Raw genomic sequence first — 16,921 nt, forward strand, 5'->3', positions numbered from 1 at the left:
CGTGTACGCAGCGCTGTGGCGGCTCCTTCCCGGGCCGTGGTGGGTCCGCCTCCTGATCGTCCTCGTCCTCGTCGCGGCGGTCCTGGTGGCGCTCGACGAGTGGGTGTTCCCCTGGGTGCAGTCGCTCGTGCTCGACCGGAACGTGACCGTCGGCTCGTGACCGCCGGCGCGGCCCCGCGGATCCTGGTCGTCGACCACCACGACAGCTTCGTCTTCACGCTCGTCTCGTATCTCCGCGAGCTCGGTGCCGAGGTCGACGTGGTCGAGGGCGACGACCTCGGGACCACGGCGCTCCTGGCTCGCGCGGAGGAGGCGGACGGGGTCCTGGTCTCTCCCGGGCCGGGCCGTCCTGAGGACGTCCCCGCGTCGACGGCGCTCGTGCAGCGGGCGGAGGCGACCGGGCGGCCGCTGCTCGGAGTCTGCCTCGGCCACCAGGTGCTCGCCCATGCTCTCGGCGCCCGCGTCACGGAGGCGCCGGAGCTGCTGCACGGCCGGACGTCCGCGGTCCTCCACGACGGAGATCCGCTCTTCGACGGCCTGCCCTCCGGATTCGCCGCGATGCGGTACCACTCGCTCGCGGTCGACGGTGAGAGCCTTCCCGAGGAGCTGCGGGTGACGGCGCGGACACCGGAGGGAGTGGTCATGGCCGTCCGGCACCGGAGTGCTCCGCTCGTGGGCGTGCAGTTCCATCCGGAGTCGGTCCTCACCGAGGGCGGGCGGCGCCTTCTCGAGAACTGGCTGCGCGAGGTGAGGCCGGGCGGAGCGTCCGTATCGGCCGACGACACGCCCGGACTCTCGATCCCGGCTCGATGAATTGGAATTCGCCGGGCTTATCGGGCTCGTTATCGAGTCGAGAGCATTGAGAATGATCAGTGTCGGTCGTCCCCCGAACGGGGATGAAGCCCTGAGCGCGTTCTCACGCAGAAAACCGCCATGTGACGGCTAACTGGTCGTGCGCCGAGGAGTCCGCCCTGACAGGGTATGAGCGCGACCTTGTCCACCCCCTTGCGCACCCCCCGATCAGGTGGCGGGATTTGACGGGCTCCCGGCGGAGGATGCGGCCCCTTTTCCCTGCATAATCAGAGGGCGTCGACAGGGGGTCGGCGCCACAAGAGAAGTCCGGGGGGACCAGATGGTCGCATCGATCTCCTGGGCTTTCTCGGGAATCCGAGAGCTCGAGAATCTCGGACCGCGCATCGTCGTCAAACCCGGCACCGTTCCGAGCATCACCGGTTCGGGATTCGGCACCGCCGATCTGAGCGTCGTGCTGATGACGGTCTCGCCGCTGCGCGTCCTCCGCGGGACGTGGCCGGCCGACGACACCTCCTTCCTCACCTTCAGCTTCCTCATCGACGGCTTCGTGCGCATGGTCGCCCCGGACCGAACGGTGCTGCTGCGTCCGGGGTCGATCTCGTACCAGCAGGGGACGACGACGTTCACGACCGAGTCGACGACTCCGGCCACGATCCTCCACCTCTCGCTGCGCGCCGACGAGATGCGCCGCTACGGCTTCGACACGTCGGCCCCGGTCTACGCGCTCGATCCCGACGCCCGGTCCACCCGCGCCGCATACGCCTTCACGACCGCCTTCGCCCTCGCGGCGGAGTCCGGGACGGGGCTGCCCGGTGAGGGCGAGGTCACCGGCTTCGCCCATGTGGTCAAGCAGCTCCTCACCAGCGCGTTCCTCGCGGCGGCGAGCTCGCAGCCCGGCACCACGAGCGTCCGGGCCGCCACGCTCGGGCGCGCGCGCACGGTCATCGACCGGACGCACCGCACGCCGCGCTGCACCCCGGAGGCGGTGGCCGACGCGGTCAACGTGTCCACCCGCTCCCTCCAGCGGCTCTTCGAGGACGCGGGCACCACGGTCGCGAGCGAGATCGAGCGCTCCCGGGTCGCCAGCGCCGTGGAGCTCCTGCGCCGCCGCCCGCGGGAGGTCCCGCTCGAGGCGATCGCCGCCGCGTCCGGATTCTCCTCGGCGGACCACCTCCGCCGTGCGCTCAAGCGCCGCGAGGGGCTCACCCCGAGCGACATCCGCGGCAGGATCGCACGCCCCGCCGACGGATCGGCAGGCGGCGAGGTCGTGCGGCTCCAGCCCCCGCTCGCCGACGCGCGCCGGGCGTAGCCGTTCACCTCGGGGCTGTCGGCCTCGCGGAGCATCGACCCGACGAGCAACGTCCGGACGAGCCCTTCTCGGCGCGCAGAGCAGCGGCCCGGCCTCCACCGGGCGCCGTCGGTCGACGCCGCAGCCGCAGCGGGCTGCAGGCCGGGTCAGCCCGCGCAGTATCCGAGCTGGACGGTTGATCCCTGCGGGACGTCGCCCGGAGCCAGGGACTGGGTCGTGATGGGCGGGTTCGCCCGGGTCGCGTCGCAGGTCTCGTCCGGGACCTCGACCCCCACGAGTTGCAGCTTCTCGGAGGCGAGGGTGGCCAGCGCGCTGCTGAGGGACGTCCCGACGAGGTCGGGGAGCGTGACCTGGCCGGAGGAGACGGTGAGGTCGACCGGCGTGCCCGGGGCGACCTGCTGGCCCGCTCCGGGGGAGGCGGAGAGCACGACGTCGCCCGGGACGGTCGGCGAGTTCTCGCGGGTCTGAGAGCCCTCGACGAAGCCGACGGCGGTGAGCGCGTCGATGGCCTCGGCGAGGCTCTGCCCGACGGTGTCCGGCACGGCGACGGGCTGGGGGCCCTGGGACACGACGATGCGGATGACCGTCTCGGGTGCGACGATCGTGCCCGAGCCCGGATCCGTGCGGATCACCTCGCCCTCGGGGACGGTCGAGCTGTACTCCGCGACCTGGCTCGGCACGAGATCGAGCTCGGTCAGGGTCGACTGGGCGCTGTCGTAGGTGGTCTCGGTGAGGGTGGGGACCTCGCGCGACTGCGACGGCAGCGTCGACGCGGGCTGGAGCGTCAGCACCCAGATCACGAGTGCGGCGACGATCACGGCCAGCACGACGATCGAGGACCAGATCCAGAGGACCGGCGGGCGGCGCTGGGTGCGGACGATCGAGTTGTCCTCGGCCAGCTGGCGGAGGGCGAGCTCGGAGTCGTTGACTCCGCCCTGGCTGCGGGCCGCGAAGAGCGAGGTGGTCAGCTCGTCGATCGGGCGGTGGTCGGGGAGGCGTCCGGCGGCGGCGTCGCGCAGGTCGTCGCGGAACTCCGCAGCTCCCTGGAAGCGCTCGTAGCGGTCCTTGGAGAGTGCTCGGGCGACGACCGCGTCGAGTGCGGGGGTGACGGCCGGGTTGATGGAGCTCGGCGCCGGCGGCGTCTCGCTGACGTGCTGGTAGGCGACGGCCACCGGGGTGTCGCCGCGGAAGGGCGCACGGCCGGTGAGGAGCTCGAAGAGCACGATGCCGGCGGAGTAGAGGTCGCTGCGGGCGTCGACCTGCTCGCCCTTCGCCTGCTCGGGGGAGAAGTAGGCCGCGGTGCCGAGGATCGCCGTGGTCTGAGCGACCGTGGCGGCGGAGTCGGAGACGGCGCGGGCGATCCCGAAGTCCATCACCTTCACCTGGCCCGACGGGGTCAGCATGATGTTGCCGGGCTTGATGTCGCGGTGGACGACGCCTGCGCGGTGCGAGTACTCGAGGGCGGTGAGGATGCCCTCCGTGATGCGGACGGCCTCGTCCACGTCGAGGGGGCCCTCGGCGATCAGGTCCTTGAGGAGGCGGCCCTCGATGTGCTCCATGACGATGAAGGGCCGGCGCGACTCGGCGCCGTTGTCGTCGAGCGAGACCTCCTCGCCCGCATCGAAGACCCGGACGATCGTGGGGTGCGACATGCGCGATGCGGACTGCGCCTCCTGGCGGAACCGCAGGCGGAAGGCGGAGTCGGAGGAGAGGGAGAGCTTCAGCTCCTTGATGGCGACGGTGCGGCCGAGCCGGGTGTCGGTGCCGAGGTACACCTCGGACATCCCGCCGCGGCCGAGCCGGGGCCCGACCTGGTACCGTCCCGCGATCAGGCGACCCTCATCCGTCACGCGCACGCTCCCGCCCTGTACTTCCGTGTGGTGCGGCCCCGAGGAGCCACGGCAAGTGTACCTATGGGCCCCTGGTGTTCCGGGCGGGGGCGCGACGCGACGGCCGCGAGGCGCCGGGCCGGAGCGGTGCCCCGGCCCGGCGCGCCGCCGCTACTCGGAGGGGGTGGGCGTCGAGGTGGCCTTCGAGGTGGGGGTCGGCGCCGGGGTCGGAGCCGGTTCCTCGACGGTGACGGAGAGGGTGGGCGAGGCCGCCGACTCCGACTCGCCGCAGAGCACGGTGTACGTGACGTCGATCGTGCCCGCCGTGGTGCCGGCCTGGATCGTCGCGGTCGTCGAGTTCGACGGGTTGGTGCTCGTCACGCTCGCGCCCTCACCGGTCGCGGTCACCCGGTAACCGCTCACGGAGGTTCCGCTCGGGCACTGGTTGTAGTTGCTCCAGGTGACGTTGAACGTCGCGCCCGCCTCGACGCTGGAGGCGGCGGGGGTGACGGTCGGCACGGCGGTCGGTGCGTCCGGGGTCGCGACCTCGGTGAAGACGGAGACCTCGATGGTCGTGCCCTTCACCACGTTCGCGGTGGGGTTCACGTCCTCGACGAGTCCGACCTGCTCGGCGGTGGGGGCGCTCGGACCGTCCGCGCGGCGGACGCCCATGCCCAGGGCCTCGAGCTCGGTCTCGACGTCGTCGAAGGAGCGCCCGACGTAGTCGGCCTTGTCGATGACGACCGTGTTCGAGGTCGGCGTCGGCGTGGGACTCGGAGTCTCGGACGGCGTCGGCGACGGGGCCGTGCTGGTCGGCGCGGTGGGGGAGGCGGCCGGGTCGCTGCTCCCGCCGGTCGTCAGGGCGAAGATCGTGCCCGCGATGACGACGGCGAGGATCACGATGAGGGCGATCAGCGGCCAGGTCCAGGGGCTGCGGCGACGCGGCTCCTCGGCCGGCTCGAGCGGCTCCTCGATCGGCACGAACGGAGCGGCGGCCGCGGCCGCGGGCGCGCCGGAGGGCAGCACCGTGGTCGCCTGCGTCGCGCCCTGGTTGGAGGGGAGGACCGTGGTCGCCTGCGTCGTGGGGAGGTCGCTGAGGACCGCGGGGACGGCCAGCGCCGCTCCTCGCACGTCGCCCGAGCGCAGCGCCTGGGCCGCTCGCGCGAGGTGCGCGGCGGTGGCGGGGCGGTCGGCCGGCTTCTTGGCGATGCAGGAGTAGACGAGGTTGCGCACCGGCTCCGCGACCGTGACCGGCAGCTCCGGCGGGGTGTCGTTGATCTGCGCCATCGCGATGGCGACCTGCGACTCGCCCGTGAAGGGGCGGCGCCCGGCCAGGCACTCGTACGCGACGATGCCCAGCGAGTAGATGTCGGTGGCGGGGGAGGCGGGCTGGCCGCTCGCCTGCTCCGGGGACAGGTACTGGACCGTGCCCATGACCTGCCCGGTCGCCGTCAGCGGGACCTGGTCGGCGATGCGCGCGATGCCGAAGTCGGTGATCTTGACGCGGCCGTCCGGCGTGATGAGCAGGTTGCCCGGCTTCACATCGCGGTGCACGAGGCCCGCGGCGTGCGCGGCGTGCAGGGCGAGCGCGGTCTGCGCGACGATGTCGAGGACCTTGTCGGTCGAGAGGACGCGCTCGCGCTCGAGGACGGTCGAGAGCGCCTCGCCGGGGACGAGCTCCATGACCAGGTAGGCCGAGCCGTCCTCCTCGCCGTAGTCGTAGACGTTGGCGATGCCCTCGTGGTTGACCAGCGCCGCGTGGCGGGCCTCGGCGCGGAAGCGCTCGAGGAAGCCGGGGTCGCCGAGGTACTCGTCCTTCAGGATCTTGATCGCGATGGTGCGGCCGATGACCAGATCGGTCGCCTGCCACACCTCTCCCATGCCGCCGATGGCGATCCGGGACTGCAGCTCGTAGCGTCCTCCGAAGGTGAGGCCTGTCGTGGGTCTCATTTGTTCAGCACCGCCTCTAGTACCTGTTGTCCGATGGGTGCGGCGATCAGGTTGCCGTACCCGGTCTGGCCGAGCCCTCCACCGTTCTCCACGAGCACGGTGATGGCGTACTGCGGGTCGTCCGCAGGCGCGAAGCCGGTGAACCAGAGGGTGTACGGGTCGTCCCCGCCGTTCTCGGCGGTGCCGGTCTTACCGGCCACAGTGACGCCCCCTATTGTTGCATTCGTCGCCGCGCCGCCCTGGACGCTGGCGACCATCATCGCCTTGACGGCGTCCGCGGTCTGCGTGCTCACCGCCCGGCCGAGCGACTTCTCCTGGAACTGCTGCAGCACGCTGAGGTCCTGCGAGCGGATCGAGTCGACCAGGTTCGGCTGCATCACCTCGCCGCCGTTCGCGATCGCCGCGGAGACCATGGCGATCTGCAGCGGCGTCGCGCGCACCTCGTACTGTCCGAAGGCGGTGAGGGCCGTCTGGGCGTCGTCCGTCTTCGTCGGGTAGGTGCTCGCCTCGACCGACATCGGGATCTCGAGCTCGGTGTCGAAGCCGAACTTCTCGGCCTGCGAGCGGATCGCGTCCGCTCCCAGCTGCACACCCATCTCGGCCATCGGGACGTTGCAGGAGAGCGAGACGGCGGTGGCCAGCGTGACCGTCTCTCCGGAGCCGCAGAGACCGCCTCCGGAGTTGATCACCTGCGACGAGGAGCCGGGCAGCGTGTACGACTCGACGTTGGGGAAGCTCGAGTCGGCGGTGAAGCGGCCGGACTCGAGGGCGGCCGAGGCCACGACGAGCTTGAAGACGGAGCCGGGCGGGTTGAGCGAGCCGCCGATCGCACGGTTCACGAGGGGCTCGGAGGAGTCGTCGTTCAGCGCCCGGTAGGCGGCGAGGACGTCGTCGGTGTCGTGGGAGGCCAGCGCGGTGGGATCGAAGGTGGGCTTCGAGACCATCGCGAGGATGCGTCCGGTGGCCGGCTCCGTCACGACGACGGCCCCCGTGTAGTCGCCGAGCGCGTCGAAGGCGGCCTGCTGGGCGACCGGGTCGATCGAGAGCTCGACCGACGCTCCCTTCGGGTCCTGGCCCGTGACGAGGTTGTTGATCTCGTCGAAGAACTGCGAGTTCGAGGTGCCCGAGAGGTAGTCGTTGAGCGTGCGCTCGATGCCGGTGGTGCCCTGGTTCAGAGTGAAGTAGCCGGTCACGGCGGAGTAGAGCGGGCCGTTCGCGTACTGCCGCTGGAACTTGTAGAGGTCGTCCGACGGCGTCGAGGAGGCGATCGGCTGACCGCCGGCGAGGATCGCACCGCGCTCGGTCGAGAAGCTCTCGTAGAGGGTCCGCGTGTTGCGGCCGTCCTCGTCGAGGGAGTCGGCCTGGATCACCTGAATGGTGGTGGTGGAGAGGAAGAGGGCCACGAACATCGTCAGCACGACGAGGCTCACCCGTTTGAGTTCTCGGTTCATCGACGGATCACACCACCAGACGAGGCTGACTGCGGACTGTGTCGGACAGGCGCAGCAGCACCGCCACGATCATCCAGTTCGCCACGAGGGAGGAGCCGCCGGCGGCGAGGAACGGCGTGGTCAGGCCGGTCAGCGGGATGACGCGGGTGACGCCTCCGATGACGATGAAGCACTGCAGGGCGATCACGAACGAGAGGCCGACTCCCAGGAGGCGCCCGAAGTCGTCCTGCCCGGCGAAGCCGATGCGGAACCCGCGCGAGACCAGCAGGAGGTAGAGGCCGAAGATCGCGAAGAGCCCGGCGAGGCCCAGCTCCTCGCCGAGGCTGGCGATGATGTAGTCGGACTGCGGGACCGGCGTGAGATCCGGCATCCCCTGGCCGAGGCCCGTGCCGAGCAGCCCGCCGTGCGCGAGGCCGAAGAGGCCCTGCACGAGCTGGTAGCTGCCGCCCGGATCCGCCCCGTAGCGCTCGGCGCTGAAGGGCTCGAGCCAGTTGGCGAAGCGGTTGCCCACGTAGTCGAGCGTCTGGCTCGCCAGCAGCGCGCCGCCGAGGAACAGGCCGACGCCGATGAGGACCCAGCTGGTGCGGCCGGTCGCGACGTAGAGCATGACCAGGAACAGGCCGAAGTAGAGCAGCGCCGTCCCCAGGTCGCGCTGGAAGACGATGACGCCCATCGTGACCGCCCAGACCACCAGGATCGGGCCGAGGTCGCGCAGGCGCGGGAAGCGCATCCCGAGGACGGTGCGGCCCACCATCGAGAGGGAGTCGCGGTTGCGCACGAGGTAGCCGGCGAAGAAGACCGCGAGGGCGATCTTGGCGATCTCGCCGGGCTGGAAGCTCGCCACGTCGCCGATCCCGATCCACACACGCGCGCCGCTGACCTCGCGGCCGATGAAGGGCAGGAGCGGCAGCAGGAGCAGCACGATCGCCGCGAACCCGGCGACGTAGGTGTAGCGGAACAGCACGCGGTGGTTGCGGATGACCAGCAGCACCACGATCGCCGCCACGACGGCCAGGGCGCTCCAGAAGATCTGCCGCACCGCCACCGACTCCCAGCCGGTCGCGCCGTCGGCGATGTCGATCCGGTAGATCTCGGCGACCCCCAGTCCGTTCAGCACGGTGGCGATCGGGAGGAGGAAGGGGTCGGCCGCCGGGGCCGCGAAGCGCAGCACGACGTGCACGGCGAGCACGAGCGCCGAGAGGCCGGCGCCCAGCGAGACCAGCGTGGTGTCGATCGAGCCGAGGGCGCCGAGCTGCACGAGCACGATCGCGCCGGCGTCGATGAGGCATGCGCCGATCAGGAGCAGGAGCTCGAGATTGCGCAGCTTCTGGCGGAAGAAGCCCTGCCGCTCGGGGGCGGGGCGGGCGGTGGCCGTGGCGGCGTCCGTCATGGTGCTCCGTTCGCGTCCGTGAGGCGCTCGACGATGTCGACCGCGCCGGCGTAGGAGTCGGCGCTGATCGTCTGCTCCAGCTGCTCGACGTCGTAGGCGCGGAGGGAGTCGAGCGGGATTCCCGTGTCCTCCTTCACCTCCGAGAGCGAGAGCGGGCCGACCGACTGCTGGATGCCCTGGTAGATGATCACGGTGTCCCCGTCGGTGCCGACGTAGAAGCGCGACTGCGTCCAGTCGTAGGCGAAGAGGATCCCGAGGAATCCGATGATCAGCACGAGGGAGAGGCCGACGAGCCAGGTGATGCGGCGGCGCAGGTGCCGGCGGCGGTCCTCCTCGATCAGCTCGTCGAGGTAGTCCTCGGACGCGGGCTCGAAGTGGGTGGGGCCCTGCGCGGCGGGAGCGCGGGTGTGCAGGCGGATGCCGGGGATCCGGACGCGGTTCTGCGAGTCGTCGGTGCTGAAGGGCGTGGGCGCGGCGGCGGATCCGACGACGACCGGCTCCTCCACGGGGGCGAGGATGCGCGCGGTGTCGCCCGCCCCGGGGATGTCGAGGACGACGACGGTGACGTTGTCCGGGGCGCCGTGCGAGAGGCTGTCGCGGATCAGGCGGTCGGCCACCTGCTGCGCGGTCTCGTCGCGGCTGAGCTCCTTGAGGATCTCGTCGTGCGGGACGACGCCGGAGAGGCCGTCGGAGCAGATCAGCCAGCGGTCGTGCGGCTCGGTCTCGAGCGTGAGCGTGTCGATCTCGGGGTTGGTGTGCACGTCGCCGAGGACCCGCATCAGGACGGAGCGGCGCGGATGCGTCATCGCCTCCTCCTCCGTGATGCGGCCGGAGTCGACGAGGCGCTGCACGAAGGTGTGGTCCGTCGTGACCTGCTCGAGCCGGCCGTCGCGGAGGACGTAGATGCGGGAGTCGCCGATGTGCGCGATCGCCACCGACTCGCCGACGCGGGCGATCGCGCTGACGGTGGTGCCCATGCCGGTGAGCTCGGGGTGGTCGACCACGGCGTCGGCCAGCAGGGTGTTGGCCGCCAGCAGGGTGCGCTTGAGCTCGTCCTCGGCCTCGTAGGTGGAGGCGTAGACGCGGTCCGCCTCCGCGATGCGCTTGATCGCGATGGAGGAGGCGACGTCGCCGCCCGCGTGGCCGCCCATGCCGTCGGCGACGACGAAGAGCTGCCGGCCCGCGTAGCCGGAGTCCTGGTTGTTCGAGCGGATCCTGCCGACGTGCGAGACGGCGGCGCTCTCGCGCACCGCGCCGTGGCCGGAGCCGCTCTCCGGAGTGGGGGCCACGCGCTACGACCGCCGCAGTTCGAAGGTGGTGGTGCCGACCTTCACGGGCGTGTCCAGCGGCACCTTGGTGGGCGCGCCGACGCGGCGGCCGTCGAGGAAGGTGCCGTTGGTGGAGTCGAGGTCCTGGATCATCCACTCGTCGTTCCAGAGGAGCAGGCGCGCGTGGTGGGTCGAGGTGTAGTCGTCGCGGATGACCAGCGTCGACTCCGCGGAGCGGCCGATCGTCAGCGGGTCGCCGGTCAGCTCGAGCTCGGTGCCCCGCTTGGGGCCCGAGGTGATCACGAGGCGCTGCGCCGTGTGGACCGTGGCGGCGCCTCCCTGCTCGGCGCGCTCGGCGGCGGCCTCTCGGCTCCTCCGGGCCGAGGGGGCCGACGGAGAGGCGGGCTGCGCGGGCGTGGGAGCCGCGGCGGCCGCGGCGACCACGGGCTGGGCCGCCGTCACGAACGGGGCCTCGGGGGACGCGGCCTGCGCGCCGGGCGGCAGCTTGCGCACGCGCTGCCCGAACAGGTCGGAGCGCAGCGCGTAGACGATGCCGAACACGAAGAACCACAGCAGCGCGAGGAACGCGATGCGCAGGAGGAAGAGAGTGAGCTCGCTCATAGCCGGTCGTCCCAGAATCCCTCGGAACCGCGTCCGGCTGCCCTGCCGGACGACGGGCGGTCGGTGCGTGCGGGCGCGGAGCCCTGCACGACGCGGTAGACGATCGAGGTGCGCCCGATCGTGATGGTCTGCTCGGGGGCCAGGGGCGCCTGCGTGACGGGCCGGCCGTCGAGCTTGGAGCCGTTCGTGGACCCGAGGTCGTGCACCTGGGCGCGGGAGCCGTCCCAGAGGATCTCGACGTGCTTGCGGGACGTGCCCGAGTCGTCGACGGTGATGTCGGCGTCGCTGCCGCGGCCGATGACGGTGCGCGCCTTCGTGATCGGGTGGCGCCGGCCGTCGATGTCGAGGACGGGAGTGTAGGCGACGGTGCCCTTCACGCTGCGGGAGTCGACCTCGACCATGCCGTCGCTGAGCGCCGGATCGACGGCGAGGGAGATGTCGATCGGGCCGGGGAAGCGGAAGCCCTGCTTGGTGGCGTGCTCGGTGGCGACCGTGGTGAGCTCGTCGATCAGCGTGGCGCCGAGGCGGTGCATCCGGTCGAGGTCGGTCGCGGACATCCGCAGGACGAGGCTGTTGGGGACGAGGATGCGGTCGCGGCTGACCACGGCGGCGGAGGTGTCGAGCTCCCGGCGGAGGGCGGAGGCGAGCTCGACCGGCTGCAGACCCGACTTGAAGGTCCGCGCGAACGCGCCGTTGACGACGCGCTCGAGTCCCTTCTCGAAGTTGTCCAGTATGCCCACAGTCTTCCGATCTTCCGGTTCTTCGCCTTCTCGGCGGTCGCGCACGGATCGAGATGTCTGCGCGCCCGTCGCCGCTTCCTCTTCTTGGTCTGCGCCGCGCACGGCTACGGGCATGTTACTGGGATGGTCTGGATGCGCGATCCTCCGCAGTGGTTTCGCGGCCGGACTGCCGTGTGCGCGCTCTCACCGGGGCGGCTCGGCGGCGGCTCCCGGGGGAGCGGCGGCCCGGGACGGTGAGCGCCGGTTCGGCTCGGGGGCCGGGGGATGCTACGATTTCTCGTCGGCGCTTCGGTGCCGCTGGTGAGCGCGAGTGGCGGAATAGGCAGACGCGCACGGTTCAGGTCCGTGTGCCCGAAAGGGCGTGGGGGTTCAACTCCCCCCTCGCGCACCAGAGTTCACGAGAACCGGAGTTCGAGAGAACCAGAGGAGAAGCCCCCGATCGGATGTCCGGTCGGGGGCTTCTCCCGTTCCCGGGTGCGGTGCGCTCCGGGGCGGGCTCCTGTCGTGTCGTTCTCGCGGACGGCGTCCCGCGGAGGGGCGGTGTTCACCGGGAGGTCGGCGCGAGGTCGTCCGGCGCGGGCACGCTCGCGGGGTGATCGCCCTCCGTGCCGACGTGTCCGCCCTCGATACGCAGGCGCTGCCCGAGCTGCTTCGACGCCTCGGCCGGCACCGGAGCGTGCAGGTGGGGGAGTGCCAGTGGATCGCGGTGCTGCCCGGATCGGGCCCGGTGCTGCTGACCTCCGGCGACCGGCTCGTACTCGACCTGCTGATCGAGCGGCGCGCGCTGCTCCCCGTGGTGATCGACGCGCTCGAGGCGGAGCTGCGCAGCGGCGGCTTCCGCGAGCGGATCGCGCTGAGCTGGAGCACGCCGGACACGGTGCCCGTGCCGCTGCGCTGACGAGCCGCGGTCAGCGGCGGGTGAGCTCCACGACGGGGATGGTGCGGGTGGTGCGCTTCTCGTAGTCGAGGAAGCCGGCGGAGGCGGTGGTGAAGCGTGCCCAGCCGGCGTCGCGCTCCTCCCCGGCGAGGACGCGCGCCCGGACGTCGACGGTGCCGTCGTCGGGGGTCTCGATCGCCAGGTCCGGGTGGGCGATCATGTTGTGGAACCAGGCGGGGTGCTTCGGCGCACCGGCGGCGGACGCGGCGAGCAGCCAGACGTCCTCGGAGGGGTGCAGCGCCATCAGCGGAGTCACGCGCTCCTCGCCGGAGCGGGCGCCGCGGTGGTGCACCAGCACGAGGCTCCTCCCGAAGCCGCCCGTGGTCACGGTCCCGCCGTTCGCGCGGAACTCCTCGATGATGGTGTCGTTCCAGTCGGCCATGCTCGTCCTCCTCGACGCGGTGCCGGCACTCGAGTGCCGGGGTCAGGCGCGGGCGCCCAGGGCGTCCTCGCGGCTGCTGCTCCCACCCGGCGGCTGCGCGCCCCCGGTGACGGCGGCAGGATCCGCCAGCGCCCGCCGCCAGGGTAGCTCCGCGGCGCCGACGAGTTCCAGCCTCGAGCGCAGGGCGGCCCGCTCGATCCGCACGCCGCGCGCGAGGTCGCTCAGGGCCCGGGCGGAGACGCGGGCGGCGAGGCGCTCGCGGTCGACGGTGAGCAGCGAGCCGAGGAAGCCGCCGAGCACGACCGCGGTGGGGTTGAAGAGGTTGATGTAGGTGGACAGGCCCTCCGAGAGCAGGTCGACCTGGCGGGCGACCTCGCTGAGGACGGCGGGGTCGCGGGAGGTGCCCAGGGCGATGTCGAGCTCGTCCTGGTCGAGGACGCGGGCGCCGAGGACGTCGAGGAGGGAGCGCATCCGGACCTCGGCCTCGAGGCAGCCGCGCCGGCCGCAGCCGCAGAGGCGGCCGTTCGTGGCGACGAGGGTGTGGCCCAGCTCGGCCGCGAATCCCGAGGAGCCCTGGAGCGGGACGCCGCCGATGATGACTCCTCCGCCGATGCCGCCCGCGCCGCCGGTGACGTAGACGACGTCGGCCACGCCGTGCGCGGCTCCGAAGAGGGACTCGCCGATGGCGCCGAGGGTCGCGTCGTTGCCGACGGCGACCGGGAGGTCGAGGGCGCGGCTGAGCTGGGTGGCGAGGTCGACGTCGCGCCAGCCCAGGTGCGGGGCGCGGTGGACGAAGCCGGAGTCGGCCTGGACGAGGCCGGGGACGGCGACGCCCGCGCCGACCAGCGTGCGCAGCGACTCCCGCTCGGAGCGGAAGCCCTCGACGATCCCGGTGACGACGCGGACCACCGTGGCCGGGCTCGCGGGCTTGGGGGTGTCGAAGCGGACGCGGCGCAGCAGCTCGCCGTGCAGCCCGACGAGGCCGACGATGATCGCGTCGGTGTCGAGGTGGACGCCCACGGCCGCGAACCGGTCGCCGGGGACGACGGTGGCGCTGGGGCGGCCGATGCGGCCGTCGGGCGCGGTGGTCTCCTCCGCCACCCAGCCGAGCTCGCTCAGCTCGCCGACGAGGTTCGCGACGGCGGAGCGGTTCAGCCCGGTGAGGCGGCCGAGCTCGGCGCGGCTGGTGGGACCGGAGCGGTGCACCAGGGTCGCGAGGCTCGCGAGGTTCGTGCGGCGCAGCAGCGCGTTGCTGGAGGCTCCGACTGCTCCTGCCATGATCGCCTGCCTGTCGCTGGACCCCGACGGGTCTCGGATGCACTCGGGCGCGGCTCCCCCGAGGGAAAGCCGCGCCCGAGAACTGTAGAAGAGAAGGACGAGGAGCGCCGCTGGGCGGCGCCCGGCGTTCGCCTAGCGGCCGCCGGCGCGGCGCTTGTTGAAGATGTCGAACGCCACCGCGAGCAGGAGCACGAAGCCCTTGATCGCCATCTGCCAGGCCGCGTCGACCGAGAGGATGGACAGGCCCATGTTGAGCACTCCCATCACGAGTCCGCCGATGACGGCTCCGACGACGGTGCCCACGCCTCCCTGGACGGCGGCGCCGCCGATGAAGACCGCGGCGATCGCGTCCAGCTCGTAGTTCTGTCCGGCCGAGGCGACCGCACCGCCGGCGCGGGCGGTGCTGACGATGCCCGCGACTCCGGCCAGTGCGCCCATGTTGACGAAGATGAAGAAGTTGACCCACTTCGTCTTGACGCCGGACATCATCGCGGCGAACAGGTTGCCGCCCATCGCGTAGATGTGGCGGCCGAAGACCGTCCGGCCGAGCACGAAGCTGTAGGCGAGGATCAGCACGGCGAGCACGATCAGGATGATCGGGGTTCCGCTGTAGCCGGCGAGCAGCCAGGAGAGGGCCATGATCGCGATGACGGCGATGGCCGACTTCGCGACCAGCGAGCCGATGGGCTCGCGGGGCAGCTCGAGGCGGCGGAGGGTCGCGCGGCTGCGGAGCTGCTGGGCCACGAGGACGACGCAGACGATCAGGCCGAGGACCAGGGTGAGCGCGTCGCGCCCGGCGATGCCGCCGAGGACGCCCGGCAGCCAGCCGGCGCCGATCGCGGTGAACTCGGTGGGGAGGCCGTTGATCGTTCCGCCGGTGAGGAGGACGAGGGTGAAGCCGCGGAAGATCAGCATGCCCGCGAGGGTCACGATGAACGCCGGTATGCCGACGAAGGCGACCCAGAAGCCCTGCCATGCTCCGACAGCGGCGCCGGTGACGAGGGCGACGACGACGGCCGCCCACCAGGGCAGGCCCCAGTTGTTCATCGCGATCGCCGAGATGGCGCCGACCATCGCCACTACCGAGCCGACCGAGAGGTCGATGTGGCCGGCGATGATGACCATCACCATGCCGATCGCGAGGATCAGCACGTAGGCGTTCTGCTGGATCAGGTTGTTGACGTTGCCGGGCAGGAGCAGGCGCCCGCCGGTCAGCACCTGGAAGAGCAGGACGATGATGGCCAGCGCGGCGAGGATGCCGTACTGCCGGAGGTTGATGTTCAGCCGGCGCGAGCGCTTGGGCGGGGTGGAGGGCGTGTTGGCGGGCGTGTCCGCCGGCGCTGTGGTGGTCGTGGCGCTCATCGGGCCTGTTCCTTTCCGGCGGTCATGTAGTGCATGAGGTGCTCCTGGGTGGCGTCGGCGCGATCGATCTCGCCCGTGATCCGTCCCTCGGAGATGGTGTAGATGCGGTCGGCGAGGCCGATCAGCTCGGGCAGCTCGGACGAGATGACGACGACCGCCTTGCCCTGGGCCGCGAGCTCGTTGATGATCCCGTAGATCTCGTACTTGGCTCCCACGTCGATGCCGCGGGTGGGCTCGTCGAGGATCAGCACGTCGGGACCGGAGAAGATCCACTTCGAGAGGACGACCTTCTGCTGGTTGCCGCCGGAGAGCTTCCCCGTGACGGCCGAGACGGTCGGCGCCTTGATGTTCATCTTCGATCGGTACGAGTCGGCGACCTTGTACTCGCGGTGCTTGTCGATCACGCCGAGCCGGGCCAGGCGCGAGAGCGCGGCGGCCGAGACGTTGACGGTGATGTCGCCGATGAGGTTGAGCCCGTAGCGCTTGCGGTCCTCGGTCGCGTAGGCGAGGCCGTTGCGGATGGCCTCGTCGACGGTGCGGGTCTGGATCTCCTCGCCGTCCTTGTAGACGCGGCCGGAGATGCCGGTGCCGTAGCTCCTCCCGAAGATGCTCATCGCGAGCTCGGTGCGTCCGGCACCCATCAGGCCCGCGAAGCCGACGATCTCGCCGGCGCGGACGGTGAAGGAGGCGTCGTCGACGACCACGCGGTTGATGTCGACCGGGTGGTGGACCGTCCAGTTCTCGACGCGCAGCTTCTCCTCGCCGATCTGCGGGTCGCGCGGCGGGAACATGCTGTTGAGGTCGCGGCCGACCATCGCGCGGATGATCCGGCTCTCGGACGCCTCCTCGCCGGCCATCGGGAAGCTCTCGATGGTGCGGCCGTCGCGGATGATCGTGACGGTGTCCGCGATGGCGCGGATCTCCTTCAGCTTGTGGCTGATGATGATGCAGGTGATGCCCTGCTTGCGGAGCTGGTCGATCAGGCCGAGCAGGTGGTCGCTGTCCTCGTCGTTGAGGGCGGCGGTGGGCTCGTCGAGGATGAGGAGCTTCACCTCCTTGGCGAGGGCCTTGGCGATCTCGACGAGCTGCTGCTTGCCGACGCCGAGCTCGAGGATCTTGGTCGCGGGGCTCTCGGCGAGGCCGACGCGGGCGAGCAGCTTGGCCGCCTCCGCGTTGGTCGCGTTCCAGTTGATGACGCCGCGGGTCGACTTCTCGTTGCCGAGGAAGATGTTCTCGGCGATGGAGAGGTAGGGGCTGAGGGCGAGCTCCTGGTGGATGATCACGATGCCGTCGGCCTCGCTGTCGTTGATCGACCGGTACTGCGCCTCCTCGCCCTCGAACTCGATGGTGCCCTCGAAGCTGCCGTACGGGTACACGCCGGAGAGGACTTTCATCAGGGTCGACTTGCCGGCGCCGTTCTCGCCGCAGATGGCGTGGACCTCGCCGGGCTGGACCGAGAGCGAGACGCCGTCGAGGGCGCGGACGCCGCCGCCGAACTCCTTGACGATGTCGCGCATGATGAGGATGGGACTGGCCAACAGGGCCTCACTTCGTTGGGGGGGAGTGGTGTGCGGACGGGGAGGCGGGGGCG

The 16,921-nt window shown here is 71.4% G+C and carries 15 protein-coding genes and 1 tRNA gene; 5 read left to right on the plus strand and 11 right to left on the minus strand.

Translation table 11 applies throughout. The features are described from left to right. The first annotated feature begins 1 nt into the window (after position 1). The 3 genes from C5C95_RS17320 (at position 2) to C5C95_RS03870 (ending at position 2,122) form a co-directional block, all read left to right on the plus strand. The gene (locus C5C95_RS17320) at positions 2-160 is read left to right on the plus strand and encodes a hypothetical protein (protein ID WP_167299010.1); all 159 of its coding nucleotides are present in this window, start codon (positions 2-4) and stop codon (positions 158-160) included. Beyond that, on the plus strand, positions 157-813 hold the full coding sequence (locus C5C95_RS03865) for an aminodeoxychorismate/anthranilate synthase component II (protein ID WP_104222665.1): 657 nt from the start codon (positions 157-159) through the stop codon (positions 811-813). Before C5C95_RS17320 ends, C5C95_RS03865 begins: the two co-directional genes overlap by 4 nt. A 319-nt stretch (positions 814-1,132) precedes the next feature. After that, positions 1,133-2,122, plus strand: a complete 990-nt coding sequence (locus tag C5C95_RS03870) for a helix-turn-helix domain-containing protein (protein WP_104323848.1) — start codon at positions 1,133-1,135, stop codon at positions 2,120-2,122. A gap of 146 nt (positions 2,123-2,268) precedes the next feature. Here C5C95_RS03870 and pknB read toward each other — a convergent pair whose 3' ends face one another. The 7 genes from pknB to C5C95_RS03905 all read right to left on the minus strand — a co-directional run bounded on the left by pknB (position 2,269) and on the right by C5C95_RS03905 (position 11,371). Then, positions 2,269-3,972, minus strand: a complete 1,704-nt coding sequence (pknB, locus tag C5C95_RS03875; RefSeq protein ID WP_104222663.1) for a Stk1 family PASTA domain-containing Ser/Thr kinase — start codon at positions 3,970-3,972, stop codon at positions 2,269-2,271. A gap of 150 nt (positions 3,973-4,122) precedes the next feature. Continuing rightward, positions 4,123-5,901, minus strand: a complete 1,779-nt coding sequence (locus C5C95_RS03880; RefSeq protein WP_104222662.1) for a serine/threonine-protein kinase — start codon at positions 5,899-5,901, stop codon at positions 4,123-4,125. Continuing rightward, entirely contained in the window at positions 5,898-7,352 is a 1,455-nt protein-coding gene (locus C5C95_RS03885) for a penicillin-binding protein 2 (protein WP_104232999.1), read from the minus strand. Before C5C95_RS03885 ends, C5C95_RS03880 begins: the two co-directional genes overlap by 4 nt. A gap of 7 nt (positions 7,353-7,359) precedes the next feature. Further along, the gene (locus tag C5C95_RS03890; protein ID WP_104225777.1) at positions 7,360-8,742 is read right to left on the minus strand and encodes an FtsW/RodA/SpoVE family cell cycle protein; all 1,383 of its coding nucleotides are present in this window, start codon (positions 8,740-8,742) and stop codon (positions 7,360-7,362) included. After that, positions 8,739-10,031: a Stp1/IreP family PP2C-type Ser/Thr phosphatase gene (locus tag C5C95_RS03895; RefSeq protein WP_258072615.1), complete on the minus strand. Its 1,293-nt coding sequence runs from the start codon at positions 10,029-10,031 to the stop codon at positions 8,739-8,741. The genes C5C95_RS03890 and C5C95_RS03895 overlap by 4 nt, the downstream gene beginning before the upstream one ends. 3 nt (positions 10,032-10,034) lie before the next feature. Continuing rightward, positions 10,035-10,631: an FHA domain-containing protein gene (locus C5C95_RS03900; protein ID WP_104222659.1), complete on the minus strand. Its 597-nt coding sequence runs from the start codon at positions 10,629-10,631 to the stop codon at positions 10,035-10,037. Continuing rightward, positions 10,628-11,371 (minus strand): DUF3662 and FHA domain-containing protein, encoded by a 744-nt coding sequence (locus C5C95_RS03905; protein ID WP_104323849.1) that lies wholly within the window; start codon positions 11,369-11,371, stop codon positions 10,628-10,630. Before C5C95_RS03905 ends, C5C95_RS03900 begins: the two co-directional genes overlap by 4 nt. Positions 11,372-11,675: 304 nt before the next feature. Here C5C95_RS03905 and C5C95_RS03910 point away from each other — a divergent pair. Beyond that, positions 11,676-11,762 (plus strand) — tRNA-Leu (locus tag C5C95_RS03910). Positions 11,763-11,963: 201 nt separating this feature from the next. After that, positions 11,964-12,269 (plus strand): hypothetical protein, encoded by a 306-nt coding sequence (locus tag C5C95_RS03915; RefSeq protein ID WP_104323850.1) that lies wholly within the window; start codon positions 11,964-11,966, stop codon positions 12,267-12,269. Positions 12,270-12,279: 10 nt separating this feature from the next. Here C5C95_RS03915 and C5C95_RS03920 read toward each other — a convergent pair whose 3' ends face one another. The 4 genes from C5C95_RS03920 to mmsA all read right to left on the minus strand — a co-directional run bounded on the left by C5C95_RS03920 (position 12,280) and on the right by mmsA (position 16,847). Then, a complete protein-coding gene (locus C5C95_RS03920; RefSeq protein WP_104238014.1) occupies positions 12,280-12,690 on the minus strand; it encodes a nitroreductase/quinone reductase family protein in 411 nt (136 codons plus the stop codon). A gap of 42 nt (positions 12,691-12,732) precedes the next feature. Continuing rightward, positions 12,733-13,968, minus strand: coding sequence for an ROK family transcriptional regulator (locus C5C95_RS03925; RefSeq protein ID WP_104323851.1), 1,236 nt, complete (start codon positions 13,966-13,968; stop codon positions 12,733-12,735). Positions 13,969-14,100: 132 nt separating this feature from the next. Beyond that, a complete protein-coding gene (gene mmsB / locus C5C95_RS03930) occupies positions 14,101-15,330 on the minus strand; it encodes a multiple monosaccharide ABC transporter permease (RefSeq protein WP_104291955.1) in 1,230 nt (409 codons plus the stop codon). After that, positions 15,327-16,847: a multiple monosaccharide ABC transporter ATP-binding protein gene (mmsA, locus tag C5C95_RS03935; RefSeq protein ID WP_104222653.1), complete on the minus strand. Its 1,521-nt coding sequence runs from the start codon at positions 16,845-16,847 to the stop codon at positions 15,327-15,329. The genes mmsB and mmsA overlap by 4 nt, the downstream gene beginning before the upstream one ends. Positions 16,848-16,921: the final 74 nt, after the last annotated feature.

The sequence above is a fragment of the Rathayibacter sp. AY1B7 genome (genome assembly GCF_002932735.1).
GTDB lineage: Bacteria > Actinomycetota > Actinomycetes > Actinomycetales > Microbacteriaceae > Rathayibacter.